This is a genomic window from Pseudomonas sp. R11F (assembly GCF_050312575.1).
Lineage (GTDB): Bacteria > Pseudomonadota > Gammaproteobacteria > Pseudomonadales > Pseudomonadaceae > Aquipseudomonas > Aquipseudomonas palleroniana.
Window position 1 is genome coordinate 1 of sequence record NZ_JBNPJU010000068.1, and the last position, 25,580, is coordinate 25,580.

A 25,580-nucleotide genomic window follows, 5' to 3' on the forward strand; every position below is an offset into this window, starting at 1 on the left:
GGTATTTCAGGAGGACCGAGGTGCCTGGGTTTGGGGCGGCTGCGCCACCCAGCGCGGGGCAAGCCCGCTCACTACAGGCTTCAGCGGCCGGTACGGATGGTGTTCCACACCCGCGTACGCACCCGGTCGATATTCAGCGGCATCGCCTCCAGGGCAAACAATTTGCCCATCATTTCCGGGCTCGGGTACACCTTGGTGTCGGCCTTGATCATCGGGTCCACCAGGCTGTCGGCTGCGCTGTTGCCATTGGCGTAGTGCACGTAGTTGGTGATGCTGGCCATCACGTCCGGGCGCAGCAGGTAGTTCATGAACGCATAGCCGGCTTTTTCATCGGGCGCGTCGGCGGGCATGGCGACCATGTCGAACCAGATGGCGGCGCCTTCCTTGGGGATGTTGTAGCCGATGTTCACGCCGTTTTTGGCTTCCCTGGCACGGCTTTCGGCTTGCAGGATGTCGCCGGAGAAACCGACAGCCACACAGATGTCGCCATTGGCCAGGTCGGCGGTGTATTTCGAGGAGTGGAAGTACGCCACATACGGCCGCACCTTCATCAGCAGGTTTTGAGCTTTTTTGTAGTCTTCAGGCTGCTTGCTGTGGGGCGGCAAACCCAGGTAGTTCAGCGCGGCCGGCAACAGCTCCGGGCCGTTGTCGAGGATCGCCACCCCGCACTTTTGCAGCTTGGCCATGTTTTGCGGTTTGAAGATCAAGTCCCAGGAATCCACCGGCGCGTCGTCGCCGAGCACGGCCTTGACCTTGTCGATGTTGTAGCCGATGCCCGTACTGCCCCACAGGTAGGGAAAACCGTGGGCGTTGCCCGGGTCGTTGTTTTCCAGGGCCTTGAGCAATACCGGGTTGAGGTTTTTCCAGTTGGGCAATTGGCGCTTGTCGAGCTTCTTCAGCGCGCCGCCCTCGATCTGCCGGGCCATGAAGTGGTTGGATGGGAACACCACGTCATAACCCGATTGCCCCGTCATCAACTTACCGTCGAGGGTCTCGTTGCTGTCGTACACATCGTAGGTGAAACCGATGCCGGTTTCTTTCTGGAAGTTCTTGGTGGTGTCGGGCGCAATGTAGTCCGACCAGTTGTAGATTTTCACCGTCTCAGCGGCCTGGCTGATAGACGCCGCTAATATCAGGGGAAACAGGGCAATGGCTTTCATGGTTCGATTTCCTGGCGGTTTCAGGGCTGTTGTTATGGCAGGCGATCAAGGATCCAAAGCGTTCGTGCGAGTCAAACGATCAGTGCATGAAACCTTCCATGAAGCCGGCCACGGCGCTCGCCAACTTGCGCCGCCAAGGCGCGGTATGGGGGTCGGCCAACACCTGGTCTTCATGCACAAAACTGCGAATGATCGCGTTGTAGCCCAGCCAGCGGCAGGGCTCGGGCTCCCAGGGCTTGAGTGCGTCCAGGCCACGCTCGCGGATCACCCAGGGCTGGGTGGTCAATGGCGTATCCAGGCCCAGGATCAGGTCAGCCAAGGTGCGACCGCCCAGGTTGGTGGCGCCGACGCCCTCCCCGCCATAACCGCCAGAGAGCGCGATACCGGTCTTGTGGTCACACAACATATGTGGCCGGAAGTTGCGTGACATGCCGAGGTTGCCACCCCAGGAGTGGGTAATCCGTACCTTCTTCAGCTGTGGGAAGAGTTCACCAAACAGGTAACGACGCAGATCGACCTCGCTGTCGGTCAGATCGAAGTTGTGTCGCAACTTCCCCGCGAACTGATAGCCGCCACGCGCCCCGAACACCAGGCGATTGTCCGCTGAGCGCTGGCCGTAGGTAACCTGACGGCTGCTTTCGCCGAACGCCTGGCCATGGCTCAAGCCGATTTCATCCCAGGTCGCGGCGGACAGCGGCTCGGTGGCGACCATCAGGCTCTGCACCGGCAACTGATAACGCCCCAGGGCCGGCAATGTGTTGGCGTAGCCTTCCACCGCCGGCACCACCCAGGCGGCGCGCACGCCGGCCTGGGCCGTGCGCAGGCGGCCGGACTGCCAGTGGGTCACCGGGCTGTTTTCGTAGATCGTCACCCCCATGTTCTCCACCACCCGCGCCAGGCCGCGCACCAGCTTGGCGGGGTTGATCGTCGCGACATGCGGCGCATAGATGCCGCCATAGGGCTTGGCGATACGGATCTGTTCGGCCAACTGTTGCGGGCTCAACCAGCGGTAGTCGTGTTCAGTCAGCCCCTGGGCGTGGAGTTTGTCCAGGTAACGACGCAGGCTGCGCTCCTGTTCGGGGTAGCGTGCGGCGCAATACAGGGCCCCGCCTTTGCGGTAGTCGCAGTCGATTCCTTCACGGGCCAACACCTGGGCCACTTCATCCGGTATGCCGTGCAACAGATCGAATGAGGCCCGGCGTTGTTGCGGGTCGAGGCCCGCCAACAAGCGGTCTTCACCCAACAGGTTGCCCATCAGCCAGCCACCGTTGCGGCCCGACGCGCCAAAACCTGCGGTGTGTGCCTCGATAATCGCGATTTTCAGCTCGGGTGCCTGGCGCTTCAGGTAATACGCGGTCCACAGCCCGGTATAACCGGCACCGATAATGGCCACGTTGACATCCAGGTCATGGGCCAGCGCCGGCCGCGCCAGCAGCGGGTCGTCCAACTGGTCCATCCATAAACTGATCTTGCGCCATGCCGGCATGCCGGGCTCCCCTACCTCATTTCGATAGGGACGATCCTAGGGCGTGAGGTTATGGGCTGTCTTGCGCGCGTGCACGCAGAGAAATTTGCTTGACGTAAGCCTTGGGCGACTGCCCGGTGTGCTGGCGAAATGCGCTGTAAAACGCCGATAACGAGTTGAAACCCGCAGCGAACGCCAGCTCATCGACTTTTATCGGCGACGTGGCCTTGTCCAACTCGGCCAACAAGTGCTGGAGCCGTGCCTGGTTGACGTAGCGGTAGAAGCTCTGCCCGAGCACCTGGTTCAGCAGGTAGGACATCTGATTGCGGCTGTAGCCACACGCCTTGGCCACCCGTTGCAAATCCAGCTCCGGGTCCAGATAGGGTTGCTGCTGTTGGAAATACTGCTGCAGGTCGTTGGCCATATGCCCCAACTGGTGCGGCGACAGGCCCAGGCGACTGACGGTCGGGCGTATAGCCTGGGCCGGTTGTTCATGCACCAGGGACGCGTATTCATTGACCCGCCAGATCAGCCCGTCACGCACGGTGATCGCTTCGCTGGTGCGGAACGACACCAACCCCTGGCCGCCACGCAAGGTGATGCAGTACTGGATGAAGGCTGTGTCACCGTCGGCGCGAATGCGGTCAGCATGGGCGATGGCCTCATCGGGCCCACGCGGCATGCTGGCTTGCAGGTACTCACGCAGTTCGGCGTAGCCCACCACGCGGTTCTGGAAGAAGTCGTGGTACTGGATGTCCGGATGGTAGTAGGCCATGACCCCATCCAGGTCGCGATGGCGCCAGCACAGGTGGTGACGCAACACCAGTTCAGCCGTGGCCCGGGTGGTTTGGCAATCATCGGCCGAGGCGCTGTCGGGCATATAAGGCTCTGTGGCGGGTAAATGGTGAGACTGCCGAATTATCACGACCGCTTCAAGGGTCGATCAGCGCTGATCACTAATGGCTTTTTGCCTGATTTGAACCAGGACATGACCTACATCAAAGAGTCAGTAAACAACTGCCGAACGGGACAAAAAAAGTCACATGACGGTTACGAACGAATGCTATTTTTGAAATTCTTCAAACCATGACCATTGACGGTCCTGGCCCTGCCGCGAGCTAAAGGAAGCGCTCAATGAACAAGGTGGGCAATATGCACGGCAACCTGAACAAAGTGACGTTCCCCAACGCCTGCCAGCTGATGCGCTGGCATTTTCATCCGATGGGTTTCGAAGGCAGCATGGATGCGCCTGGCAGCATGATCGTGCGCCTGTTCGACCGGGCCAGCGGCGAGACCTTGATCGCCATCGCCGGCATCCCCTGCGCCACGGTGATGAATGCCTCTGATGTAGAGCGCATCATCGAGGCGGTGGAGGATGAGTTGGAGTCCTTTGTACCACCGCTGTCTTTGCGGGCTTGATGCCTTGCCCGGGCCGTCGTGAGCGGCCCTGCCGGAGTCATCCACGCCGGTCGTCGAAGAACGCTTTCTTGCCATCTACCCGCTCCGAGGCCCTGGGCACATTCACGCCCTGGCCCTCCGGTTTCTCGACATACCAATAGCAGTGGCTCACCGCACGGGTGATACCGACGTAAGCCAGGCGCAGCACTTCGTCTCTTTGCGCTGTGTCATAGGGCTCGCTGTCGCCGTCCTTGCCCAGCCCGGCCATGCGGTAAACCTGGTTCTTGTAGGGCGAGCTGGTGACATGTTGGCAATCGCCCAGCAGAAAAACAGCATCCGCCTGCAAGCCCTTGGCACTGTGATAAGTCAGCTGTTTCAACCTACGAGCCGCTGGCGGCAAGCTAGAATCCAGATTAACTACAGACTGAATATGCTCCTTAATCAATAACTTATCACTGCTTTTTCTATACAACATCAAGACCGAATCGCCTTTTTGATAATGCTCGAGCAGCGTGCGGCCAAGCATGGCGTCATCGCGCTCAAGCACCGCAACCGGGACCAAGGGCTTGGGGGCGCCGCTGGCCTTGGCTTTTTTGCCGGGAATCGCCGGGGCGCTGCGCACGACATGCTCGGCGGCGTCGATGATGTGCTGGTGGCTGCGGTAGTTCTCGCCGAGCATCACACGGGTGGTCGCGGGTGACGGGAATTCCTGGTTGAACGCAATGAAATACTGGGGCGAACTGCCGCGCCAACCATAAATCGACTGCCAGTCGTCCCCGACGCAGAGTAACGAAGAACGCTGCGCCCCACGCCCGACGTGCATCGCCGGACCACGGCTGCGGATCTCACGCAGGCTGGCGCGAAGCCACGACACGATCTGCGGCGATACGTCCTGGAACTCATCGATCATCAGGTGCGACATCGGGCGCAGCAGCGGGTCGCTGAGCAACTTGAGGTTTTCCGGGGTGTTTTCACCGAACAGCGAGAACATGCGGTTGTAGGTCATGATCGGCGGCGACTGATCGAGCAGATGGTCTTCCAGGGCTTTCCAGAAAATGCTCAGGGCCTCGAAGAAGAACCGGTCGGGGTCGTCCTTGGCGAAGCTCATCCGGCCCACGGCAGTGGGTACGTCCAGGCCAAGGTTTTCGATAAAGCCGGCAGCCGTGACAAAGCTGTCCAGCAGCGGCGCCGACGCCAGTTCGCCTTTAACCTTGTAGTCAAACCCGGGGCCCGCCGTGGCATCCCCCGCCAGGCTGCCCAAAAGCCGTTTAGATGATTCGTAGTTATCAAGCCAAATCAAAGGCTTGCGGCAGAAAGCTTGAAACAGGGTGCGCTTTACCGCCCACTCCGCACGCACCGACAGTTTGGCATTGGGGCGTGTAATCTGGGCGTTCTCCCGGGCATCGAAGCCCAACACCACCCAAGCGTCCAGCTCAGCGATGTAGCCATGGCAATGAAACTGCGCACCGTTGATCTCGAAGGTCTGCCGGCTGGGCTCAATGCCTTTTATCGGCCAGGCGCCGGCACGAAACCACAGGTCTTCGATCACATCGCAGAGTTCTTCATCACGCTTGGCCGCCAATTCGGTCACCGCCATGCGCTTTTGCACATCCGGGTGGTCGCGCTCCAGTTCCTTGAGCTGCAGGCCCTGGCGCGCCAGCGGCACGATCAGTTCACGGAAGCGTTCATGGCGACCATGCAAGTGGTGGTAGCAGGCATTCAGCTGTTGGCGCTGCGCGTCGCTGATCCGCAGGTCGAACGGGTTGCTGTCGGCGTCTTCAACCCCACTGCCGAGGTTCTCGAAGGCTTGCAGCCGTTCAAAGCCCGGCAAACTGCGCACCATGGGCAAAATGCGCGAGTGAAAGGTACGCACCACAGCCTGGGCCTCTTTGAGGCCAAGGGGTTGGCCCCACAGGCTGAGAATCTGCATGAGCTTGTTGATGAAGTCTTTGCGTGATTCGCGGGTGAAGGTCACCACCGTCATCGAGCTTAGCTCGAAGCCCAGATAATGGGTCAATAGCAGGATACGCAGCACCAGCGAGGTGGATTTACCTGCGCCCGCCCCGGCAATCACCGAGGTCGAGGGCGTGTCGCTGAAGATCATCTTCCACTGCGCCGCACTGGGCTGGGCATGCTCGGGCAGCAATCGGGCGACGTCGGCCTTCATGCGTTTTTTCACCTCGGCGGTCAGCGGCAGGCGCCAATCATCGAACAGGCTGTCGTCGATCCCCGGCGCGCGATGCTCGTCCGGTCGAAAGTCACGAATCAACAGGACTTGCCGGCCCTCCTCGATACCATCGGCCTTACCCTCGCGGTAGCCGTACTCCACGCCGGCCTCGTGCCCGCTGCGAAAACCATCCGCCTGGCCATGCAGCCAGGAAAACCGGTGCTGGGCCCGTAAACGGGTCAGGCCATGCCCAAACAGGCGCGCCGCCAGACGCTTGAGTAGCGGCATTTCGGCCAGTGGGCGCAGTTCGGGCGGTAGATCAGGCTTTTGTTGCGGCACGCGGACTCCTGCGATGGACTGGCTTCGACAAGTGCGCCATGGTCGCCGGAAACGGCGTTCAGTTCCAGCCAATTGCTTTATCGTCATGCAGTTAGGCGATGAAGTGAAAGTCAAAACACGCGTAACCCATCTAATCGACTGATAGGAATAAGGCACTTTTTACGCTTTTTATCGATCATCCGCTGCCGGAAAATGGGCTCATTCACAGGAGACGATCATGCTTGAACTTCGACCCTTCAATACGTTGGGCGGCGCCCATCACGGCTGGCTGGACGCTCATCACCACTTTTCATTTGCCGAGTACCACGACCCCAAGCGCATGCACTGGGGCAACCTGCGGGTATGGAACGACGACATCATTGCGCCGGGCACCGGTTTTCCGCAGCACCCGCACCGCGATATGGAAATCATCACCTATGTGCGTGAGGGCGCGATCAGCCACGCCGATAACCTGGGCAACAAGGGCCGCACCGAGGCTGGCGACGTTCAGGTGATGAGCGCCGGCACCGGGATCGCCCACAGCGAATACAACCTGGAAGCCACACCGACCAAGATTTTCCAGATCTGGATTATCCCGAACGAATCGGGGTTGCCGCCGTCCTGGGGTGCCAAACCGTTTCCCAAAGGTGACCGCGAGGGTTTTGTGACCCTGGCCAGCGGCAAGGCCGGAGACAGCGAGAGCCTGCGCATTCGGGCGGACGCGCGCCTGGTGGCAGCGAACCTGAAAGCCGGGGAAAGCGCCGAATACCGGCTGGACAGCGGGCGGCGTGCGTATCTGGTGCCGGCGACCGGCGTGATTGAAGTCAACGGCTTGCGTGCACAAGCTCGCGACGGTGTTGCGGTGCAGGATGAGCAGGTATTGCGCGTAACGGCGATTGAGGACAGCGAGATTGTGCTGGTCGATCTGGCCTGACGGCCGGCGGCATGGATGACCTGTGGCGAGGGAGCTTGCTCCCGCTGGACTGCGTAGCAGGCCCAGTCTTTTCAAATCAAAAGCGGGGGCCGCTTTGCGGCCCAGCGGGAGCAAGCTCCCTCGCCACGGTGACAGTCTTTTCAGAAACTGAGTGGTATCACTCGGAAATCGCGCCGTCGACCAGCACCTGCGCCTCTTCCACCAACTGCTTGAGGTGATCTTCGCCAATAAAGCTCTCGGCGTAGATCTTGTAGATATCCTCGGTACCCGATGGGCGTGCGGCGAACCAGCCGTTTTCGGTCATCACCTTCAAGCCACCGATTGCCTGGTTATTGCCCGGCGCATGGCTGAGGATTTGCTGGATGCTTTCCCCGGCCAACTGCGTGGACGTGACCTGCTCCGGCGACAGCTTGCCCAACAGCGCTTTCTGCGCCGGGGTGGCCTTGGCGTCGACGCGGATCGCGAACGGCTCGCCCAGGGCATCGGTCAGGCCACGGTAGATCTGGCTCGGGTCCTGACCTTTGCGCGAGGTCATTTCCGCGGCCAGCAAGGCCGGGATCAAACCGTCCTTGTCAGTGCTCCACACGCTGCCGTCTTTACGCAGGAACGAGGCGCCGGCGCTTTCTTCGCCACCAAAGCCCAGCGAGCCTTCGAACAGCCCGTCGGCAAACCATTTGAAACCCACCGGCACTTCGTAGAGGCGACGCCCGATGCGCGCGGCGACGCGATCGATCAAGCCGCTGCTGACCACGGTCTTGCCCACGGCCGCATCGGCGCGCCAGTCAGGGCGGTTCTGGAACAGGTAGTCAATCGACACCGCCAGGTAGTTGTTCGGCGCCAGCAGGCCACCGGACGGGGTGACGATGCCATGGCGGTCGTGGTCCGGGTCGCAGGCAAAGGCGACGTCGAAACGCTCCTTGAGGCCGATCAACCCTTGCATGGCATAGCTCGAAGACGGGTCCATGCGGATCTGGCCGTCCCAATCCACGCTCATGAAGCGGAAGGTGGCGTCGACTTCGGTGTTCACCACGTCCAGGTTCAAGCGGTAGTGTTCAGCGATCGCCGACCAGTAGCGCACCCCTGCTCCGCCCAATGGGTCGACGCCCAGGCGCAGGCCCGCGCTGCGGATGGCGTCCATGTCGATCACGTTGATCAGGTCGGCCACGTAGCTGTTGAGGTAGTCATGCCGATGAGTGGTGTCGGCCTTGAGCGCCTGCGCATGGGTGATGCGCTTGACGCCGGCCAGTTTATTGGCCAGCAGTTCATTGGCCTTGGCTTCGATCCACTTGGTCACGTGGGTGTCGGCCGGGCCACCATTGGGCGGGTTGTACTTGTAGCCACCGCTTTGCGGCGGGTTATGGGATGGCGTGATGACGATACCGTCCGCCAGGCCGCTGGTGCGGCCACGGTTGTAGCAGATAATGGCGTGGGAAATCGCCGGTGTCGGGGTGTATTCATCCCCTTCGGCCAGCATCACGTGCACGCCATTGGCGGCCAGGACCTCCAGGGCGCTGGCGCCGGCCGGGGTCGACAGGGCGTGGGTATCCAGGCCCACGAATAGCGGGCCATTGATCCCTTGGGCTTCACGGTACAGGCAGATGGCCTGACTGATGGCGAGCACATGCCATTCGTTGAAACTCAGCTCGAACGAGCTGCCACGATGCCCAGAGGTGCCGAAGGCCACGCGTTGAGTGGAGATTGCTGCATCAGGCTGGCCGGTGTAATAGGCCGTGACCAGTCGCGGGATATCCACCAGCAACTGAGCTGGCGCCGGCTTGCCCGCAAAAGGACTGATAGTCATGCATAAACCTCGAAAAGAAGGATTCGGAAAAAGTGACAGTTTACTGGGAGTTGGACTACTTCGCGACGATATCGATCCGACAGTGATTGGAGATTTTTCATACGCTAGTCGATCTGTGCCTGGCGCAATGCCTGTGCCAGGCAATCCAGGGTGATATCAAGGTTCAGCTGCCCACTGAACGTGTGGCTGAGCCGCAGATGCTGAGAATGCAAGCCGCTGAGGCTGAACAACTCACCCGGAGCAATCACCACGTGTTGCGCGACCATGCGCTGGAACACCTGACGCATATCCACCGCTGCCACCGATTCCAACCAGAAGCTTGCCCCGGCGATGGGCATGCGATAGGTCACACGCCCCTCCAGATGGGCATCCAGGCGCTCACTCATGGCCTCAGCCTGTTCGCACAAGTGCTCGCGCAACGTCTGCAGGTGCTGGTCGAACCGCCCGTTCTGGTAAAGCTGGGCGATGGCGCGTTGACGGATCGACGACAGCCTGAATGAGCGCAGCAGAAATTGGCGCTGCAACTCGCCGCTCAGGTGGCGCGACAAGACATAACCAAACGGCGCTTCCGGCCCGAGTACCTTTTCGAACGAGGAGAACACGATCAACCGCTCCGGGTTGACCAGGTTGCGCAGCGGGACCGGGGGCGATGCGAAACTCAGCTCACCGAATGTATCGTTCTCCAGCAACCAGCCGCCATAGTGCTCCAGCAACTGGGCCACGCGCAGCCGCTCTGCGGTCGACAGCGCATTGCCTGACGGCAGGCTGACCACCGATGACAGCAACACCAGGGGCACCGGTTCGTGACGCAGCAGCTGTTCGAGCATCGCCAGGTCCAGGCAACCGTCGGCCTGCCAAGGCAACTCGACGACCCGCACACCGGCAGCCTGCAACAGGCGCAAGATCAAATAATCACAGGGGGACTCGACCACCACCATACTGCCCTTGAGGCCCAATGCATCAATCAGGATCTCCAGCACGCCTCGCACGTCTGCCCCGATGTACACCTCATCGGCCTGCCAGCAACGCGTGGGCGATGAGGTGTAGCGCGCCGCCAACGCCGTACGCAACTCCCACACGCCACAGGGTTGCGACCAGGGTTGCAGGTGATGCGGATGGCGCCGTACCAGTTGGCGCTCCAGCGTCAGCAAAGCGCCGTCGAGTGAGCCCAGCAGCGCCGGCTCATCACCACTGAGCACGGCCATTGCCGGACGCCGCGCCGCTACGTACAAGCGCTCGAGCAGATCGGCACCCGCCATCATTTGCGGGTTGACCGCAGCCGGCCAGGCAAAATAGCCGGATTTGGCTACTGAGTAGACCCGTCCTTCCTTCTCCAACAGTGAGTAAGCGTACTGAATCGTCGAGATCGACACGTTCAGCCGTGCCGACAACTGCCGCAGGGACGGCAGTTTGACCGGCGTGTCCAGGCTGACCTCGTTGATGAGGTTGATCATGTAGCGGTACACCGCCTGGTAAGCGAAATCCGCCTGTCGCTCCCCGCGCAGGGTCATTGGCGCTGACCTGGGCTGACAAACCGGTGCACGCGGCTAACGCCCCGACAACTGCGCCGCCTGCGCCTGGGCCAGGCGGCGGTTGCGCAGTTGGGCACCCCGTTCGATCTGTACCGGCCGCTTGCGGTACAGGTGTTGCAATAACGGCAGCGACAACCCGCTGGTATCGACCGCCCATTGCTGCAACACATCGCCGGCCGGCTTGCCTTGCAACACGTAGTGCAGCTCAGGGAGCGCCACCAGCATGCCCGGGTGGCATTGGCGCAGGTAGCCCTCCAGCCGCTCGCCATGGTGAATGAAGGGTGAGAACAACAGGCAGGTCAACTGCCCTTCATCCAGGCCGAAGAATTCCTGGGCATAGGTCGCTGACAGAATCCGTCCGTCATCTGAGCTTGCCTCGGCTATCAGGTGGTGTGGAATGTGCCGGCGGTACATGGCGTCCATTGCTTGCCTGACAAAGCTATCCACCCCTTCCGCGTAGGACAGCTCCCGCAGGCATTGGGCCTGCAGCCCATGCAAATGCGCCATCAGCAATGGGTTAGGGAACGCCGAATGGCTGAAGTGGAACGCAAAGGGGTCCGGTTTACGGGCCAGGAACTGCGTGAGCAGCGGTGTCGAAGCAACGTCCACCTCCCCCAGCAGATCGTCGATGCCGATATACGCCAGATGCCGGTGCCCGCCCCGGCCCGGGCTGTCGATGTCCACATAATGTTCGCCGTAGAGGTCACGGTAGCAACCGGCGCTCCACTCCTCCATGCGCGCAAACAGCGCATTGAGCGATGACGACTTGCCGGGCGGCAGAGTGCTGCCCGCCGTAGTGGCCGTCTTTTTCAGCCAGGCCAGGTATTGGCTTTGCGTGCGCGCGGAATCGCCACTGACCACCGCATGCACCCCGCCACCCCATGTGGTGACCCGTTGGTAGAAATCCCCCAGGCGCAGGTAGGTGTCGTTACACAATGTCGCCCTGATATCGCCGGACGTCAGGTGCCCTATCATCAGCATATTGCGCTGGCTGACCTCACGCCCCGCACTCGACGGCGGGCGCTGGTGATTGAATGGCAGCACTTCCTGGTTTTCCACCAGGAGCAGGTCTACGCGGGGGTCGTCGTGCAGAAACAACGCGCTGTAGCCCTGGTACAGGGTGTCCAGTGTCGCCTGGGTCATGCCCGCATGCCGCAAGGTGGCTACACGTAGATGAAAGGTCTTGGGCGCCCGCCCGGCAATGGTCAATTGCGCCGCCCGCAGCAGCGCCAGGGTGTAGCTGCTGACAGCACCACCGCCATGGGCGACGAGCACCTTGTAGTCACCGACTTGTTCCATGCCGCCGGCAGCCACCACAATTCGCTGGATCAACAATTGAAGTGCCGTACGCTCGGCACGGGTAAAGTGCCCGATCAACCGCTGCAGAACTTGATGATAAACATAGTTCATGGCTTGCTCGTGAATTGCGCTCATTGCTTTACTACCCGAGTTGAAATATCAGTTTCAAGCAACTGCCAAGAGCAATTGCCTGACCTATTACATCTGTAGGTTTATTGCTCGTTACAGGGTACGAGGATGGATCAACATTAGCACCTTGCAACAAACCCACCGGAGCGTTACCAGTGGCATTCCAAATGACCACCTTCGACGAGAGCCGCGACCCTGCGCGCCCTACGGCGAAAGAAGGGATAGCCCTAGGAATAATCCGACAGCGTCCTACACCGCTCTAACTAATAAATTAGAGAAATATCTGACCAACATTACTTACCTCTTTCAACCGAACCCTGAAAAACCGCCCAGGCATTCCCAATAAACTTTCAATACAAATAGGCAGGGCTGAATTAGTTTTGGCAAAACGACGCGATAGTTTCAGATAGTCAATCATTGCTCAGTCCTTGAGATGACAGTGAAGGCACAATTATCGGCACTCAAATAATGAATAACAGATACAGAACAGCGCCAGAAACCCGTTCAGATGATCAACCGGCCGCACGTTAATCGCGCCCACACAACAACGCCGCGCTGGAATTCAGGGCGGCGCAAGGGGCAAAGGTATTGTTTGCGGGGCAGAACAGCCCGGTGGCGGCTTAACCCAGGTGCGGGTTAAGCCCTGACAAATGGCGTATTTGCCTCATCCACTCGGACCCAGGCGCGCTCATTTGCGAATACTCCTACAGCTCAAACAGCCTCAACCTGCAAGGCAACCCGCTCGCGACACGGGCATTCGTCCATGTAGCGGTGCGCTTCGACGAACTGGCTGAACGGGAACACCGTGGTTTTCAACGGCACCAGCACGCGGTCGGCGGTCAGTTGGTTGATGTCGCGCAATGCACGTTGCAAAGCCACCTGGTCCTGGATGATGCCCAGCTCCGGCTTGCCGGTAAAATTACCGATGCAGTGCACGAAAAACTGAATGTTCTTCTGGAACGCGGCACAGGCCGGGAAAGGCGTCTGGTTGCCACCCTGCAAGCCATACAGCACGAGGCTGCCACGGGGCGCCAACACGTCGCCGAGCAGCGACATCTGCGGGCCACCCAGGCCATCGAACACCACATCCACACCGCGGTTATCCGTATATTTGTTGACTTGCATGAGCAGGTCCTGCTCTTCAGTCACGATCACCTTCTCTGCACCAAGCGACAGCAGATACTCACGCTCCGCGCTGTCCTTGGTCGCGGCAATCACCCGCACACCCAGGGCCTTGCCCAGTTGCACGAACGAAGGGCCCGCGCAGTGGCTGGCGTCAGTCACCAGGGCAAACTGGCCCGGCTTGACCCGCGCCAGGTCCACATAGGCAAAGTAGGCGATCAACAGCGGCGTGTAGTGCACGCTGGCTTCAATAGGGCTCAAGACGTCCGGGTAACGGGTCAAGGCCGAGCGAGGCAGAACGATCTGCTCGCCATATACCGGGTAGTCATTGGGGCTCTCGGCCGGAAAACTGGCCACCTTATCACCCACTGCCAAGTCGTCCACGCCGTCGCCCAGGGCGACAACAACGCCGGCCATCTCATGGCCAAGGCCCGACGGCAAACGAGCGTGGGAAGACGCCAGGTTCTGACGCCAGAGAATGTCGTACCAACTGATGCCAATCGCGTCGACGCGCACCTGCACTTCGCCCGGTGCGGGCTGTGCGGCTGCATGCTCTTCGCACTTGAGCACCTCGGCCGGACCAAACTTGTGAAAACGGATCGTGCGGGACATCGCAAACCTCGCCAAAGTAACCTCTAATGCCATGAACTCTATCTGGGCTTTCCGGGCAAGGCCACCGGTCGCCGTTAATAGTCAACATGCCTGCCATTGATTCAGCTTCTGAGGAATAGACCCCAAGACTCGTAGGAAAACTCAATTAGCCGGTGCAGAGTACCAGTCTTTCCCCGTAAGATTCATGCCGGTCATACTTTTGAATGGAATCTGAAGGTTCTGAATATGGCCGTTCTCGTCAAGCTTGCTGACTCTTCCAGGACCCAAGATGAACCGTAACGACCTGCGTCGTGTCGACCTTAACCTCTTGATTGTATTCGAAACCCTGATGCATGAGCGCAGTGTGACCCGCGCCGCCGAGAAATTGTTCCTTGGCCAGCCGGCCATCAGCGCGGCGCTGTCACGCCTGCGTGGGTTGTTCGATGACCCGCTGTTCGTGCGTACCGGGCGCAGCATGGAACCCTCGGCCCGCGCCGTGGAAATCTTCGCACTGCTCTCCCCGGCCCTGGACTCGATTTCCACCGCCGTCAGCCGCGCCGCCGAGTTCGACCCGGCCACCAGCACCGCGGTGTTTCGTATCGGGCTGTCCGACGACGTCGAATTCGCCCTGCTGCCCCAACTGCTCAAACGCCTGCGCGCCGAAGCCCCCGGCATCGTGCTGGTGGTGCGCCGGGTCAACTACATCCTCATGCCCGGCCTGCTGACCTCCGGCGAAATCTCCATCGGCGTCAGCTACACCGCCGACTTGCCGGCCAACGCCAAGCGCAAGGTACTGCGCCGCAGCCTGCCCAAACTGTTGCGCGCCGACAGCGTCCCCGGCTCCCTGAGCCTGGACGACTTCTGCGCCCGCCCCCACGCGCTGGTGTCGTTCGCAGGCGACCTCAGCGGCTTTATCGATGAAGAATTGGAAAAACTCGACCGCAAACGCCACGTCGTCCTCGCCGTGCCGCAGTTCAACGGGCTAGGCACCCTGCTGGCCGGCACCGACATCCTGGCCACCGTGCCGGACTACGCGGCCGACGCACTGACCTCCGCCGGCGGCCTGCGCGCCGAAGACCCACCCCTGCCGGTGCGCAGTTTTGAACTGCATATGGCGTGGCGTGGCTCGCAGGATAATGATCCGGGGGAACGATGGTTGCGGTCGCGGATTCAGATGTTTTTTGGGGATCCTGACAGTCTATAGAAGCCGTATGGCGGTCTGTTTATCTGATCATTTCTGCGTTTTGATAGACCATGAAGATCCATCCAATTCCAGTGGATTGCTACATTGGAGGCATATCTGAGGGCATGTTTTTGGATGGTTTGAAAAGGATGCCCCCAGCCTTGGGCCAAGTGGGCTATTGATGAGGATGGATGCACTGAGGGATATGTGGATTCTCGTCCCTACCCCATATCAATGATCGAGCTCTAGTGAGCGCACCACCCGCCACGCTGGATAAATGCGTGCAAATGTAAAAAATTATGATGGCATAATGCCTCGGCAATCGGCAAAATCCACACGTTCCCAATGGATTTGAAGGACCGATTCCGATGACATGGCCAGTCACGCTGAAACTCGACAGCGCAGCCTACCCGCTCAGCGTGGTGCGACGCGCCGCATATTCCCTGGCCGACACTGTCACGGTCCAAGTTGATATTGAAGCCAATCAGATAAGCCTCACAGCCCATCCCACTGAATCAAAGCTAACGCTTTCCCGGGAACAGGCTCACTCGCTGATCCTTCAGCACCTGAACGACTTCGCCCTACGCGACCATATCAACCGCGAAACAGCAGGGTTACGTGAAGTCTTGGCCCGCGCCGCGCTCGCTGGATGTGGGATTTCCCAGTGACACTGATTGCGACAGATGCCAAGCACTACCGCTTGCTGCCTTTTCGATTCATGCGCATGAGCACGGGACAAGACCGTGACATCCTACTCACCTCCGATACCGGTGAGTACATGCACGTTAACGACGCGCAATTACGAGCCCTCAGTTACTTCGACGTTCAAGCAAATACGCCTTTTTACAAGGACCTGCTGGCCCGCCATTTCATCTACGAACCAGGTCGCCACGACCCGTTCCCGGAAATGGCCGCGCAGTACCGCAGCCGCAAAGACTTCCTCTTCCAGGGCCCTGCACTGCACTTGTTCGTGGTTACATTGCGCTGCAACCACACGTGCCAGTACTGCCAGGTGTCGCGGGCCCCTCTGAGCGGATCCGGCCACGACCTGTCGGAAGCGGATGCACAGGAGGCAGTCAATCGCCTGTTCGAATCGAACGCTCCCGCCCTGACTGTGGAGTTTCAGGGTGGCGAACCGCTTCTGGCCTTCGAGCGCGTCCGCCAGATTGTCGAATGGGTCGTTGAACGGAATATGGTCGAGCAACGGGATATCCAGTTCGTCATTACCACCACACTGCACCACCTGACGGAGGAAATACTCGACTTCGCAGAACTAAATCGCATCCAGTTTTCGACCTCGCTCGATGGGACGGCGTCCTTGCACAATGCCAACCGCCCTACCCCGTCACGAGACTCCTACGAACGCACTGTAAAAGGTATCCAGTGGGTCCGTGAGCGCCTTGGCCATGATGCAGTCTCCGCGCTGACTACGCTGACCTCAAGAAGCCTCGAACAACCTGAAGCAATCATCGATGAATATGTAAGTCAAGGCTTCTCCTGCATCTCGCTTCGGCCTCTGAGCCCTTATGGGTTTGCCACCAAGAGTGCCCATCGACTTGATTACCCTATTGAGCGATATCTGGCCTTCTACAAGAGGGCACTGACTTATTTGCTGCATATCAACCAACAGGGCGTATACCTCTCAGAGAGTTATACGTGCCTGTTGCTGAAGAATATCCTGACACCCTTCTCCTCCGGCTATGTAGACCTGCGCTCCCCTGCTGGCGCAGGCACTGCGGCGCTGGTTTACAACTATGACGGTTACGTCTATCCCTCGGACGAAGCCCGAATGTTGCTGGAGATGGGTGAAGACGGCTTGAGGCTCGGCACCGTGCAGCAACCCTTGTCTGAATTACTCGCATCACCCGTTATGAATGCGTTGCTCGCCAGTGGTGTAGCAGAGGCGCTGCCGGGCTGCTCCGACTGCGCACTTGTCCCGTACTGTGGTGCTGACCCCGTCGAACACTATGCCCGCCAAGCTGACCCGATCGGACACCGAGTGTTCAGCAGCTTCTGCAAGAAGAACATGGGGCTGCTGAAGCATCTTTTCGGCCTGCTTTGCGATGGCGACGACAACGTGCAGAGGGTGCTGCTGTCTTGGTTGAACAGGCGCTCTTACAACGATGTCCGGTTCCCGGGTTACAGGGGCTGATGGCGATGCTGCGCAAAGATACCCACTTCGAAATCCATCACCTGAATGAGCCGAAACTGCTCAAGGTCATCACTCTGGATGAGTTCATCGAACAAGGCCTGGCTGTTTGTGCCGGAAGCGCTGAGTTCGGTGACCTGCTGCTTTGGCTGCCAAACGAAGAACGGCTACGGAGCCCGCATCTGCTCTCATTACCAGTGGGTGGGTTCCTGACCCCAGAGCCATTGATTGGCGATTTCGACAGTGTGCAGCTACACCTGCACACACCCAAAGATGCGAATGTCGTGCAGCCCGGCGATGTCATTGCCATCACACCAGGCCACGCGTTGGTGCGAGTGCTCTATCGACGAGGCTCGGACAGCAACCTGCTGTTCATGACTGATCGTTGCAACAGCCTCTGTCTGATGTGCTCGCAGCCGCCCAAAGATATCGATGACCGTTGGCACATTGAGGAGAACCTACGGCTGATCGACCTGATGGACCCGGGCGAGGAAAATCTGGGAATCAGCGGCGGAGAACCAACGCTTTATCGCGACGGCCTGCTCGAAATCCTGGCCAAGTGCAAAGCCGTTTTGCCGCAGAAATCCATTCATGTGCTCAGCAACGGGCGTCTGTTCCAAGCCCCGAGCTGGATCGCTGCGCTCTCTTCCATCGGTCATCCTCAATTGAGCTGGGGCATCCCGCTGTATGCCGACAATGCAGAAGACCATGACTATTTGGTGCAGGCTCCCGGCGCGTTTAGCGAAACCCTGCAAGGTCTTTACAACCTGGCGCGCGCCAACCAGATCATCGAGATACGCGTGGTGCTCAATCGCCTGACCACGCCACGCTTGCCTGAGCTCGCCCACTACGTGTTCAGGAACCTGCCCTTCGTGCGGCATGTTGCGCTGATGGGTATCGAAAGTACCGGCCTGGCCAGGAAGAACTACGAAGAACTGTGGATTGACCCGCTGGACTATCAGGAATCGTTGAGCCAGGCCGTGTATTTCCTGTTCAACCGCGGAGTGCCGGTTTCGATCTACAACTTGCCCCTGTGCCTGATCCCGGCCCACCTCTCGCGTTTCGCCCGCCAAAGCATCTCGGACTGGAAGAACCTGTTCATCGATACCTGCCAGCAATGCGCTGCCGTCAAACATTGCTCTGGCTTCTTCAAATCCCACACCGACCGCTGGCAGAGCCGCGGCGTACAACTATTATCGACCGAGGCCTTTAGCGCCTATGCAAGGAGTGCACAGTGAAATTGCTCGACCGCTGGAAAGTCCTGATCAGTGGGATCAGCCTGCTGCCAATGGCAGGTCCCACCCTGGCACAGGCGGGCCATCTGTCGCTCGCCGATGCGAACTGGCAACCCAACGACAAGCTACAGCCCCCGGTATTTGCCGATACGCTCAATGCGCCAGACACCGTCAACATCTATGCGGCACATCGCTCGCACAGTTCACACCGGTCCCACAGTTCCCACAGTTCTCACTACAGCGGCTCGGGTGGCTATAGCGCACCTCGCTACTACAGCCCACCCGCTACCAGTACCCGAAGCTACAGTGCGCCGAGTGCTTCGAGCAGCACCTCAAACAGCAATAGCTTTTATCAGTCGTCTGGCACTACCAGCGGGACAAGCTCGAGCACTTCAAAAGGCCGCGTGACCAATGAACAGAAAAGCAACCTGGTCACCCGTGTGCAGACCGCGCTGATGGTGCGCCAGTATTACCAAGGCACCATTGATGGGGTGATGGGCAAGGCGACACGTGGTGCCTTGATGGCCTTTCAGATGGACAGTGGGCTGACCGTGAATGGCCGAATGGATACGCCATCGCTGAATGCGTTGGGTATCAGGATTCCATAAGTCGCTTCAGGTTAAAACTAGCGTCCGTTCAGCAACGAAGGAATTATCCCATGCAGCACATCATTCAAGTCGACAGCACTCTCTGGGCATTGATCAGCCGCCTGCAAGGCACAGAGCTGCAAACACCTTCGCGCAAAGCCCGTTTCCGTATCACGACCGTTGACGCAAATCGCGTTGTGATTGAGACAGGATCGGAAGACTCGCAGTTAGCGTTGACTCGAGCAGCTTTCCAGCAAACGTTGGACTACCTCGCCGGAAACAATCATTTCGGCCAAGCACAAGCGGTGGAAATCAGCTCCAACCATACGTATGAAAAAGCCGGCCCACTTTGCCAGGCGGCGCGTTACATAGCAGGAGGCAAGCCAGGCCGTACCAACATCACCTACATTCTGCCGATTCTGGAGCAGTGTCAGGCAGTCGGCATTCGGTCCACCACCCCAAACAGCACTTGGCTGCTGCCCTGAGTCGAGTTATAGGCCTCCTTTAAGGCCTAAACTTGGTCGACCTATGATAACTGCCATAGTTGGTTAACAGGCTATTTAAACAGCCTGATTGAAGACCCAGCCATTGAGCGCAGTTGTGGATCTACCTCTGACCACGACAGACCCGCGGGCTATTGCAACACCTCCCTCCATCAGCCTGCTTTGTCGCTCTTTTTTAAGTTTGCAGGTCCCAACAAGGCCAGAAGGCTCTAGCATGAGATCTGGCGTTTACTCAGCAATACGTACGGATACGGAAATGGCAAGGATTGATCTGAAAGTCCCTTTCTCAGAAAAAGACGAAGCGAAATCACTCGGTGCAAGGTGGGACCCGAGCCTGAAGACTTGGTACATCCCCGAGGGTGTCGACATCGCCCCCTTGGCTCAGTGGCTGCCCGTAACAGAGCATGCAGACCTAGAGCACGGACCTGAATTTAGTGTCAGAGCACCTTATTACTATGTCATAGAGTCAGTGTCTGACTGCTGGGGTTGCTCTAATTTGACCCGCGTGTTCACGTTCAAGCTTCCCGAGCAACACGAAGAGTTCGATTATTACGAGGATGAGGACGAAGATTTCGCGCTCACAAGCAACCTCGGCGAATGGAAGTGCCATGGGTATCGCGGAACGGTCTCCAACGTCGTCAGCCTCTCTCCCTTGGTCACGAAGCAGATCCATCACTTCACCAACAAATTCAAACAGGCCTACAGCAAAACAGTGGGCAGCCGTTACTTGATGAATCACTGCGAAAACTGCGGAGCCAAGCTCGGGGATTTCTTCATGCACAGCAAACCTGGTGGAGCTTTCTTCCCGACCTCACCACAAGAGGCTCAGCGGATGACTCTCATCAGAATCAACGAACGGTTCGACGCCAACTGCAGCGTTGGCTTTGCATCCGAAGATTTTTTCGACTGGATGCAGGTTCGCGAACAATCCTAATTACCCTATCCAATACCGTACTGCTCAATGACCTCAGCTTTCCACGACATCGACCCTACAAACAAGCGCCCGAACATGGATTCGGCCTGTACTGCTTATATAAATCACGACCGGAAAGACTTCCCGTGCTGGCTGCCACAATGTATTTAACCAAAATATCAAGATCATCATTGGATGCTTATGCCAGTACGGTTGCTGTCGAAACAACCGACTGAACAGCTGCGCAATTCGCGCGTCCATCGAATACTCCGTTGCGCGAGCATGTCTCTGACTCATTTACCGCCCGTCACATCCAGGAATGTACCAGTAACAAACGATGCCTCCGCACTCGCCAACCATAGAATCGCGCGGGCCACTTCCTCAGGCTGTCCGCCCCGTCCCATGGGGATCGAGTCCTTGACACGATCGACCCGCCCCGGCTCACCGCCACTGGCATGCATTTCGGTATAGATATGTCCGGGGCGAATACAGTTAACGCGTATGCCTTCGCGTGCGACCTCCTTTGCAAAGCCAATGGTGAAAGTCTCCAAGGCTCCCTTTGACGCCGCATAGTCGACATACTCATTGGGGCTGCCAAGGCGCGCCGACGCCGAAGAGACATTGACCACCACGCCGCCCGGGCCGTTGTGACGGTAAGCCATACGCTTTACCGCCTGCTGGGCGCAGAGGATTGGCCCGATGGAATTGACCGCGAAAATGCGCTGCATCCGCTCGAAGCCGAGACCCTCCAGGCGTGACTGAGTCGCCAGCATTCCGGCGTTATTGACCAAGACGTCAATGCGTCCGAACGAGTGGTCGATCGCTGCGAACAAATCAGCCACCTGCCGAGGGTCCGCACTGTCGGCCCGCATCGCCAGCGCTCTGCGCCCCAACGCTTCCACATCCGCAACCACAGCCAACGCTGCGGCCTCGTTGGTAACGTAGCTGATCGCGACGTCATAACCTCTTGCAGCGGCCAGCCGAGCCGTTGCTGCCCCTACTCCACGACTTCCACCCGTGATTAGAATCAGCGGTGCCTGCGAGACGTCGAACATTAGATATTGCTCCTGAGCCGTGGCTGTATCAGCCGATAAGTAAGGTGCCGCTGGCGATCACTACGCACGCCAGTATCCGGCGTGCGGTTAACCTCTCGCCGAGGAAGACATAGCCGATCAACGCCGCAAACAGCACGCTGGTTTCACGCAATGCGGATACCGCGCCCAAAGGCGCTTCGTTCATCGCGTAGATGACCATTGCATACGCGAGCAAAGAGACCAGCCCGCCGACCACAGCAGTCGCTGTTCCGGGCCGGGCAGAGAATAAGCTGCGGGCATCACGCAGACCGATGTAGACCACCGGCATCAACACGCCCCACAGGGCGCACATCCACACGGTGTAGGCCAGCGGCGCACCGGAGAGCCTGGCACCGATGCCGTCGACCACGCTGTAGGCCGCGATAAAGCCGCCCGTTCCCAGCGCATAGGGCAGGCTGGGAACCGAAAGACTGCGCCCTCTGAAGGCCAGGGAAATAATCCCGCATGACACCAGCGTAACGCCGAGCAACTCGCCAGGCGTGATGCTTTCTCCGGCAAAAACGGCTGCGCCCAAGGTGATCAGCACTGGCGACGACCCACGTGAAATCGGATAGATCTGCCCCAGGTCGCCGACTCGATAACTGCGCACCAGAAACAGGTTGTAGCCCACATGCAACAACCCCGAAAGCACCGCGTAGCCCCAGCTTTCAATCGCGGGGGGCAGCATGAATGCTGCGGCAACGAGACTGGTGACGGCGATGGCAATGCACATCACCGTCATCGACCATAGCCGATCAGCGCCGCTGCGCAGCAGCGCGTTCCAGCTGGCATGCAGGAGCGCGGCGAAAAGCACGAGGAAGATGAGATGGATAGGCATGCGCCACTCTAGGCAATTCGGCGCCGGGACTAAAGCGAAGGCTCCTCATCGCAGCATGAATGAATGCTCATGCCTTAAGGTTCTACGTGTTTTACCTTCAGCGCCTCATCGACTAACCATTGACGAAAGCTGGCGATGTGCGGCTGTGATTCAATGCCCTTGGGGCAGACGAAGTAATAAGCGAGCGGCGATGGGAACGGCACATCGAACAGCCGAACCAAGCGGCCATCGCCGATTTCGCTCTCGACATGCCCGCTGCGCACCAATGCAACGCCTTGGCCGAGCAGGGCCGCTTCCACCGTCATGTTGGTATCGCCAAACCTGACGCTTTCCTGCAGCGGCAAATAGGCCAGCCCGACGGCTTGAAACCACACTTCCCACTTGGGTACCAACTCGGCACCGTCCCGCGTCAGAAGCGGGAAATGTAACAACTCCGCGGGGTTCCGCGGAGTGCCGACGCGCCGCAACAGTTCTGGGCTGGCCACAGGAAATACCTGCTCCCCAAACAGGAACTCAGAATGCAGACCGGGGTAATTGCCCTTGCCGAGCCTGATCGCAACATCAGCCTGGCCGTGAGAGAAGTGAATTATTTTATCCGTGGTATCCAGCGAGACCAACAGTTCCGGGTGCTGACGAGAGAGACGCGGCAAGCGTGGCAGCAGCCATTTGAGCGCGAAGGAATAGGTGGTACTGACGCTGAGTCGTACCCTGTCTTTTTGCTCGCGCAAATCACCCAGGGTCGCCTCCAGGCTGATGAAAAACTCGCGCACGATGGGCGCCAGCGCAGCCCCCGCTGCCGTGAGGCGTAACGCCTTGCCACGTTCAAACAACTGCACGCCCCAAAGGGCCTCAAGATGCCTGAGCTGGTGGCTGACCGCGCTTTGAGTCACATGTAGTTCCTGTGCGGCCGACGTAAAGGTCAAGTGCCGGGTAGAAACTTCAAATGCGCGCAAGGTCGCGGTGGGCGGCAGGTCTCTCATGGGCAGTATCCGGCGAGTTATCAGAAAAGTGCTTGCATGAACGCTTCTTCATGATAGGCATAAACTCACTCGGGACGCTGTGTTCTCCATCGATCCCCCCGCCGACGGCGTCGGCCAGGCCTGAGACATAACCTGCGGGGCCGCTCAGGGAAAAGACTGCATTGACCGCCCGAATGAAAACGATGAAAGCTCACCGTTTTCATTCGGCCTGGGAGACTAATATTTAAAACGCCCTACCAAGCCCTTAAGCTCCCCGGAAATCTCTATCAACCGGCCCGAGCCAGTCTGTGAGGACTGCGCAAAGCCTTCGACCAACTGGGCATCGGCATGGATCTGTGCGATGTGCCGGTTGATCTCTTCAGCCACCTGGTGCTGCTGCTCGGCGGCGGTGGCGATCTGAGTGTTCTGGTCGCGGATCGAGTCCACCGAGCCGCGGATCTTGTCGAAGCTGTCACGGGCCTGCTGGATGCGTTCCACGCTGGCGTGGGACACCTGCAGGCTGCCTTGCATCTGTTGCGTGACTTCCTGGGTGCGGCGGGCGAGGTTGCCCAGCAGGCTGTCGATCTCGCCGGTGGAGTCGGCGGTGCGACGCGCCAGGGCGCGGACTTCGTCGGCGACCACGGCGAAGCCACGGCCCTGGTCACCAGCGCGCGCCGCTTCAATCGCGGCGTTGAGCGCCAGCAGGTTGGTCTGCTCGGCGATCGAACGGATGGTGTCGAGAATGGTGTTGATGTTCTGGCTGTCCTGCTCCAGCAACTGCATGGTCTGGGTCGACTTCTGCAGGTCTTCGCTGAGCTTGAGCACGCTGCCGGTGGCTTCGCCAATGTGCTGCTGACCGTCATGGACGTCGCGGTAGCCTTCGTCGGCACTCGACGCGGCGGCGCTGCATGAGCGTGCGACCTCGTTGGCGGTCGCCACCATTTCGTTGAACGCCGTGCTCACCAGCTCCACCGCTTCACGCTGGCGACCTGCGGCCTGGTTCATGTTGTTGGCCACTTCGCTGGTGTCGACGGCGGCGGTCTGCAGGTCCGATGAAGCGCTGCCGATGCGCTGCACCAATTGGGCGATCATACCCAGGAACTGGTTGAACCAGCCCGCCAGGCCGGCGGTTTCGTCCTTGCCCTGCACCTTGAGTTGGCGTGTCAGGTCGCCCTCTCCTTCGGCGATTTCCTGCAGCCCATCGGCCACGCCGCGAATCGGACGCACGATGACGCGGGCAAAACTGGCACCGACAAGCGCGAACACCAAGGCCAAGGCCGCTGCAATGGCGGCGATCAACCAGGTCAGGCGGGTGGCCTCGGCCATCACTTCATCACGCTTGATCAGGCCGATAAAACGCCAGCCCAGGTCTTTGGAGCTGACCACGTTGGCCATGTAGGGCACGCCATCGATCTCGATCTGGGTCACACCGTCGCCGCGCTTGGCCAGTTCGGCGTAGTTGGGGCCAAGGTCAGCCAGGGGTTTGAAGTTGTGCTTGGCGTCGCTGGGGTCTACCAGCACGTTACCGTTGGCTTCCACCAGCATCAGGTAGCCGCTGTGGCCCAGCTTGATGTTGCGCACCAGTTCAGTGAGCTGCTTGAGCGACACATCCAGGCCCACCACGCCGAGTATATTGCCGGCGGTATCGGCGACGGTGTGCACGGTGCCGATCAGCGTCGCATCGTCCGGCGCCCAGTAGTAGGCACCGGTGCGCACGGTGGTGCCTGGCGCGGCGATGGCCGCTTTGTACCAGGGGCGCACGCGTGGGTCATAGTTGTTCAGTTTGGTGTCGTCCGGCCAACTGGCGTAGCCGCCGTCGCTCAAACCCAGTGACAGGTAGGCGGTACTCGGATGGCTTTTGGCGAACTGGTCGAATATCGCCAGCAGCTCTTTGTTGGTCGGGGTCAATGGGATTTGCGCGGCGTCGGCGCCGGCGTAGCTCTTGAGGTCCTTGGCCGCAACCACGCGCGGGTCCTTGGCGACGTAGTCGACGTTTTGGCTGATGCCGTCGAAGAACTGCTTCATGCCATTGTCGATCTGGCGGATCTCGCGACCGCTGCTGTCGAGGAAATTGGCCTGGGCCCCCTCCCGCACATTCAGCACTACCAAAACGGCGACCAGGATGACCGGGACACACGCGATAGCCGCGAACGCCCAGGTCAGCTTCTGCTTGATATTCATGACTTCACCTGCGGGTATTTATAGTTTTGGCAAGGAGAAACGC

Annotated in this window: 20 protein-coding genes and 2 pseudogenes; 9 read left to right on the plus strand and 13 right to left on the minus strand. The window is 59.4% G+C overall.

Annotated elements, in window-relative coordinates:
- Positions 1–80: 80 nt before the first annotated feature.
- The 3 genes from ACQRBV_RS21960 to ACQRBV_RS21970 all read right to left on the minus strand — a co-directional run bounded on the left by ACQRBV_RS21960 (position 81) and on the right by ACQRBV_RS21970 (position 3,505).
- Positions 81–1,160, minus strand: coding sequence for a polyamine ABC transporter substrate-binding protein (locus ACQRBV_RS21960; protein WP_411984081.1), 1,080 nt, complete (start codon positions 1,158–1,160; stop codon positions 81–83).
- A 79-nt stretch (positions 1,161–1,239) separates the two neighbouring features.
- Positions 1,240–2,646 (minus strand): NAD(P)/FAD-dependent oxidoreductase, encoded by a 1,407-nt coding sequence (locus ACQRBV_RS21965; RefSeq protein ID WP_411984080.1) that lies wholly within the window; start codon positions 2,644–2,646, stop codon positions 1,240–1,242.
- A 49-nt stretch (positions 2,647–2,695) separates the two neighbouring features.
- The gene (locus ACQRBV_RS21970; RefSeq protein WP_060752897.1) at positions 2,696–3,505 is read right to left on the minus strand and encodes a helix-turn-helix transcriptional regulator; all 810 of its coding nucleotides are present in this window, start codon (positions 3,503–3,505) and stop codon (positions 2,696–2,698) included.
- 254 nt (positions 3,506–3,759) lie between these two features.
- On the opposite strand from ACQRBV_RS21970, the gene ACQRBV_RS21975 reads away from it, so the two are divergent.
- A complete protein-coding gene (locus ACQRBV_RS21975; protein WP_060752896.1) occupies positions 3,760–4,044 on the plus strand; it encodes a DUF1652 domain-containing protein in 285 nt (94 codons plus the stop codon).
- Between the two features lie 37 nt (positions 4,045–4,081).
- Here the strand turns inward: ACQRBV_RS21975 and ACQRBV_RS21980 are convergent, their stop codons facing one another.
- Complete coding sequence (locus ACQRBV_RS21980; RefSeq protein WP_411984079.1) at positions 4,082–6,529, minus strand: UvrD-helicase domain-containing protein; 2,448 nt, start codon at positions 6,527–6,529, stop codon at positions 4,082–4,084.
- A 217-nt stretch (positions 6,530–6,746) separates the two neighbouring features.
- Between ACQRBV_RS21980 and ACQRBV_RS21985 the strand changes: the two genes are divergently transcribed.
- On the plus strand, positions 6,747–7,442 hold the full coding sequence (locus ACQRBV_RS21985) for a pirin family protein (protein ID WP_060752894.1): 696 nt from the start codon (positions 6,747–6,749) through the stop codon (positions 7,440–7,442).
- 157 nt (positions 7,443–7,599) lie between these two features.
- On the opposite strand, the gene pgm is transcribed toward ACQRBV_RS21985, so the two are convergent.
- The 4 genes from pgm to ACQRBV_RS22005 form a co-directional block, all read right to left on the minus strand.
- Positions 7,600–9,243 (minus strand): phosphoglucomutase (alpha-D-glucose-1,6-bisphosphate-dependent), encoded by a 1,644-nt coding sequence (gene pgm / locus ACQRBV_RS21990; RefSeq protein WP_060752893.1) that lies wholly within the window; start codon positions 9,241–9,243, stop codon positions 7,600–7,602.
- A gap of 104 nt (positions 9,244–9,347) precedes the next feature.
- A complete protein-coding gene (locus tag ACQRBV_RS21995) occupies positions 9,348–10,754 on the minus strand; it encodes a PLP-dependent aminotransferase family protein (RefSeq protein WP_205343772.1) in 1,407 nt (468 codons plus the stop codon).
- Positions 10,755–10,790: 36 nt separating this feature from the next.
- Complete coding sequence (locus ACQRBV_RS22000; protein WP_411984078.1) at positions 10,791–12,209, minus strand: hypothetical protein; 1,419 nt, start codon at positions 12,207–12,209, stop codon at positions 10,791–10,793.
- Between the two features lie 705 nt (positions 12,210–12,914).
- Complete coding sequence (locus tag ACQRBV_RS22005; RefSeq protein WP_060752890.1) at positions 12,915–13,937, minus strand: zinc-dependent alcohol dehydrogenase family protein; 1,023 nt, start codon at positions 13,935–13,937, stop codon at positions 12,915–12,917.
- A 268-nt stretch (positions 13,938–14,205) separates the two neighbouring features.
- Here ACQRBV_RS22005 and ACQRBV_RS22010 point away from each other — a divergent pair, with 268 nt between their 5' ends.
- The 7 genes from ACQRBV_RS22010 (at position 14,206) to ACQRBV_RS22040 (ending at position 20,507) form a co-directional block, all read left to right on the plus strand.
- Positions 14,206–15,120, plus strand: a complete 915-nt coding sequence (locus tag ACQRBV_RS22010; protein ID WP_104993745.1) for a LysR family transcriptional regulator — start codon at positions 14,206–14,208, stop codon at positions 15,118–15,120.
- Between the two features lie 347 nt (positions 15,121–15,467).
- Entirely contained in the window at positions 15,468–15,767 is a 300-nt protein-coding gene (gene hxsD, locus ACQRBV_RS22015) for a His-Xaa-Ser system protein HxsD (RefSeq protein ID WP_161548954.1), read from the plus strand.
- Positions 15,764–17,251, plus strand: coding sequence for a His-Xaa-Ser system radical SAM maturase HxsB (gene hxsB / locus ACQRBV_RS22020; protein WP_411984077.1), 1,488 nt, complete (start codon positions 15,764–15,766; stop codon positions 17,249–17,251). The genes hxsD and hxsB overlap by 4 nt, the downstream gene beginning before the upstream one ends.
- Positions 17,251–18,486: a His-Xaa-Ser system radical SAM maturase HxsC gene (hxsC, locus tag ACQRBV_RS22025; protein WP_411984076.1), complete on the plus strand. Its 1,236-nt coding sequence runs from the start codon at positions 17,251–17,253 to the stop codon at positions 18,484–18,486. The genes hxsB and hxsC overlap by 1 nt, the downstream gene beginning before the upstream one ends.
- Positions 18,483–19,091: a His-Xaa-Ser repeat protein HxsA gene (gene hxsA, locus ACQRBV_RS22030; protein WP_161548951.1), complete on the plus strand. Its 609-nt coding sequence runs from the start codon at positions 18,483–18,485 to the stop codon at positions 19,089–19,091. The genes hxsC and hxsA overlap by 4 nt, the downstream gene beginning before the upstream one ends.
- 50 nt (positions 19,092–19,141) lie before the next feature.
- Entirely contained in the window at positions 19,142–19,555 is a 414-nt protein-coding gene (locus tag ACQRBV_RS22035; RefSeq protein WP_161548950.1) for a hypothetical protein, read from the plus strand.
- Between the two features lie 274 nt (positions 19,556–19,829).
- Positions 19,830–20,507: a DUF5710 domain-containing protein gene (locus tag ACQRBV_RS22040; RefSeq protein WP_161548949.1), complete on the plus strand. Its 678-nt coding sequence runs from the start codon at positions 19,830–19,832 to the stop codon at positions 20,505–20,507.
- Between the two features lie 272 nt (positions 20,508–20,779).
- On the opposite strand, the gene ACQRBV_RS22045 is transcribed toward ACQRBV_RS22040, so the two are convergent.
- The 5 genes and pseudogenes from ACQRBV_RS22045 to ACQRBV_RS22065 form a co-directional block, all read right to left on the minus strand.
- Positions 20,780–21,541: an SDR family oxidoreductase gene (locus ACQRBV_RS22045; protein WP_411984075.1), complete on the minus strand. Its 762-nt coding sequence runs from the start codon at positions 21,539–21,541 to the stop codon at positions 20,780–20,782.
- Between the two features lie 28 nt (positions 21,542–21,569).
- Positions 21,570–22,397, minus strand: coding sequence for an EamA family transporter (locus ACQRBV_RS22050; protein ID WP_411984074.1), 828 nt, complete (start codon positions 22,395–22,397; stop codon positions 21,570–21,572).
- A 74-nt stretch (positions 22,398–22,471) separates the two neighbouring features.
- Positions 22,472–23,377, minus strand: coding sequence for a transcriptional regulator GcvA (gcvA, locus tag ACQRBV_RS22055; protein WP_411984073.1), 906 nt, complete (start codon positions 23,375–23,377; stop codon positions 22,472–22,474).
- Between the two features lie 216 nt (positions 23,378–23,593).
- Positions 23,594–24,109: pseudogene (locus ACQRBV_RS22060) on the minus strand (methyl-accepting chemotaxis protein); the annotation flags it as partial.
- A 345-nt stretch (positions 24,110–24,454) separates the two neighbouring features.
- Positions 24,455–25,537 (minus strand): annotated as a pseudogene (locus ACQRBV_RS22065) (cache domain-containing protein); the annotation flags it as partial.
- Positions 25,538–25,580 lie beyond the last annotated feature (43 nt).

Excerpts from the sequence above, each read along its gene's own strand:
- ACQRBV_RS21965 (WP_411984080.1), bottom strand. The coding sequence starts at position 2,646 with ATGCCGGCATGGCGCAAGATCAGTTTATGGATGGACCAGTTGGACGAC.
- ACQRBV_RS22045 (WP_411984075.1), bottom strand. The coding sequence starts at position 21,541 with ATGTTCGACGTCTCGCAGGCACCGCTGATTCTAATCACGGGTGGAAGT.
- ACQRBV_RS22000 (WP_411984078.1), bottom strand. The coding sequence starts at position 12,209 with ATGAGCGCAATTCACGAGCAAGCCATGAACTATGTTTATCATCAAGTT.
- ACQRBV_RS22005 (WP_060752890.1), bottom strand. The coding sequence starts at position 13,937 with ATGTCCCGCACGATCCGTTTTCACAAGTTTGGTCCGGCCGAGGTGCTC.
- ACQRBV_RS21960 (WP_411984081.1), bottom strand. The coding sequence starts at position 1,160 with ATGAAAGCCATTGCCCTGTTTCCCCTGATATTAGCGGCGTCTATCAGC.
- ACQRBV_RS22010 (WP_104993745.1), top strand. The coding sequence starts at position 14,206 with ATGAACCGTAACGACCTGCGTCGTGTCGACCTTAACCTCTTGATTGTA.
- hxsC (WP_411984076.1), top strand. The coding sequence starts at position 17,251 with ATGGCGATGCTGCGCAAAGATACCCACTTCGAAATCCATCACCTGAAT.
- ACQRBV_RS21975 (WP_060752896.1), top strand. The coding sequence starts at position 3,760 with ATGAACAAGGTGGGCAATATGCACGGCAACCTGAACAAAGTGACGTTC.
- hxsD (WP_161548954.1), top strand. The coding sequence starts at position 15,468 with ATGACATGGCCAGTCACGCTGAAACTCGACAGCGCAGCCTACCCGCTC.
- ACQRBV_RS22035 (WP_161548950.1), top strand. The coding sequence starts at position 19,142 with ATGCAGCACATCATTCAAGTCGACAGCACTCTCTGGGCATTGATCAGC.
- gcvA (WP_411984073.1), bottom strand. The coding sequence starts at position 23,377 with ATGAGAGACCTGCCGCCCACCGCGACCTTGCGCGCATTTGAAGTTTCT.
- pgm (WP_060752893.1), bottom strand. The coding sequence starts at position 9,243 with ATGACTATCAGTCCTTTTGCGGGCAAGCCGGCGCCAGCTCAGTTGCTG.
- ACQRBV_RS21970 (WP_060752897.1), bottom strand. The coding sequence starts at position 3,505 with ATGCCCGACAGCGCCTCGGCCGATGATTGCCAAACCACCCGGGCCACG.
- ACQRBV_RS21995 (WP_205343772.1), bottom strand. The coding sequence starts at position 10,754 with ATGACCCTGCGCGGGGAGCGACAGGCGGATTTCGCTTACCAGGCGGTG.
- ACQRBV_RS22050 (WP_411984074.1), bottom strand. The coding sequence starts at position 22,397 with ATGCCTATCCATCTCATCTTCCTCGTGCTTTTCGCCGCGCTCCTGCAT.
- ACQRBV_RS21985 (WP_060752894.1), top strand. The coding sequence starts at position 6,747 with ATGCTTGAACTTCGACCCTTCAATACGTTGGGCGGCGCCCATCACGGC.
- ACQRBV_RS22040 (WP_161548949.1), top strand. The coding sequence starts at position 19,830 with ATGGCAAGGATTGATCTGAAAGTCCCTTTCTCAGAAAAAGACGAAGCG.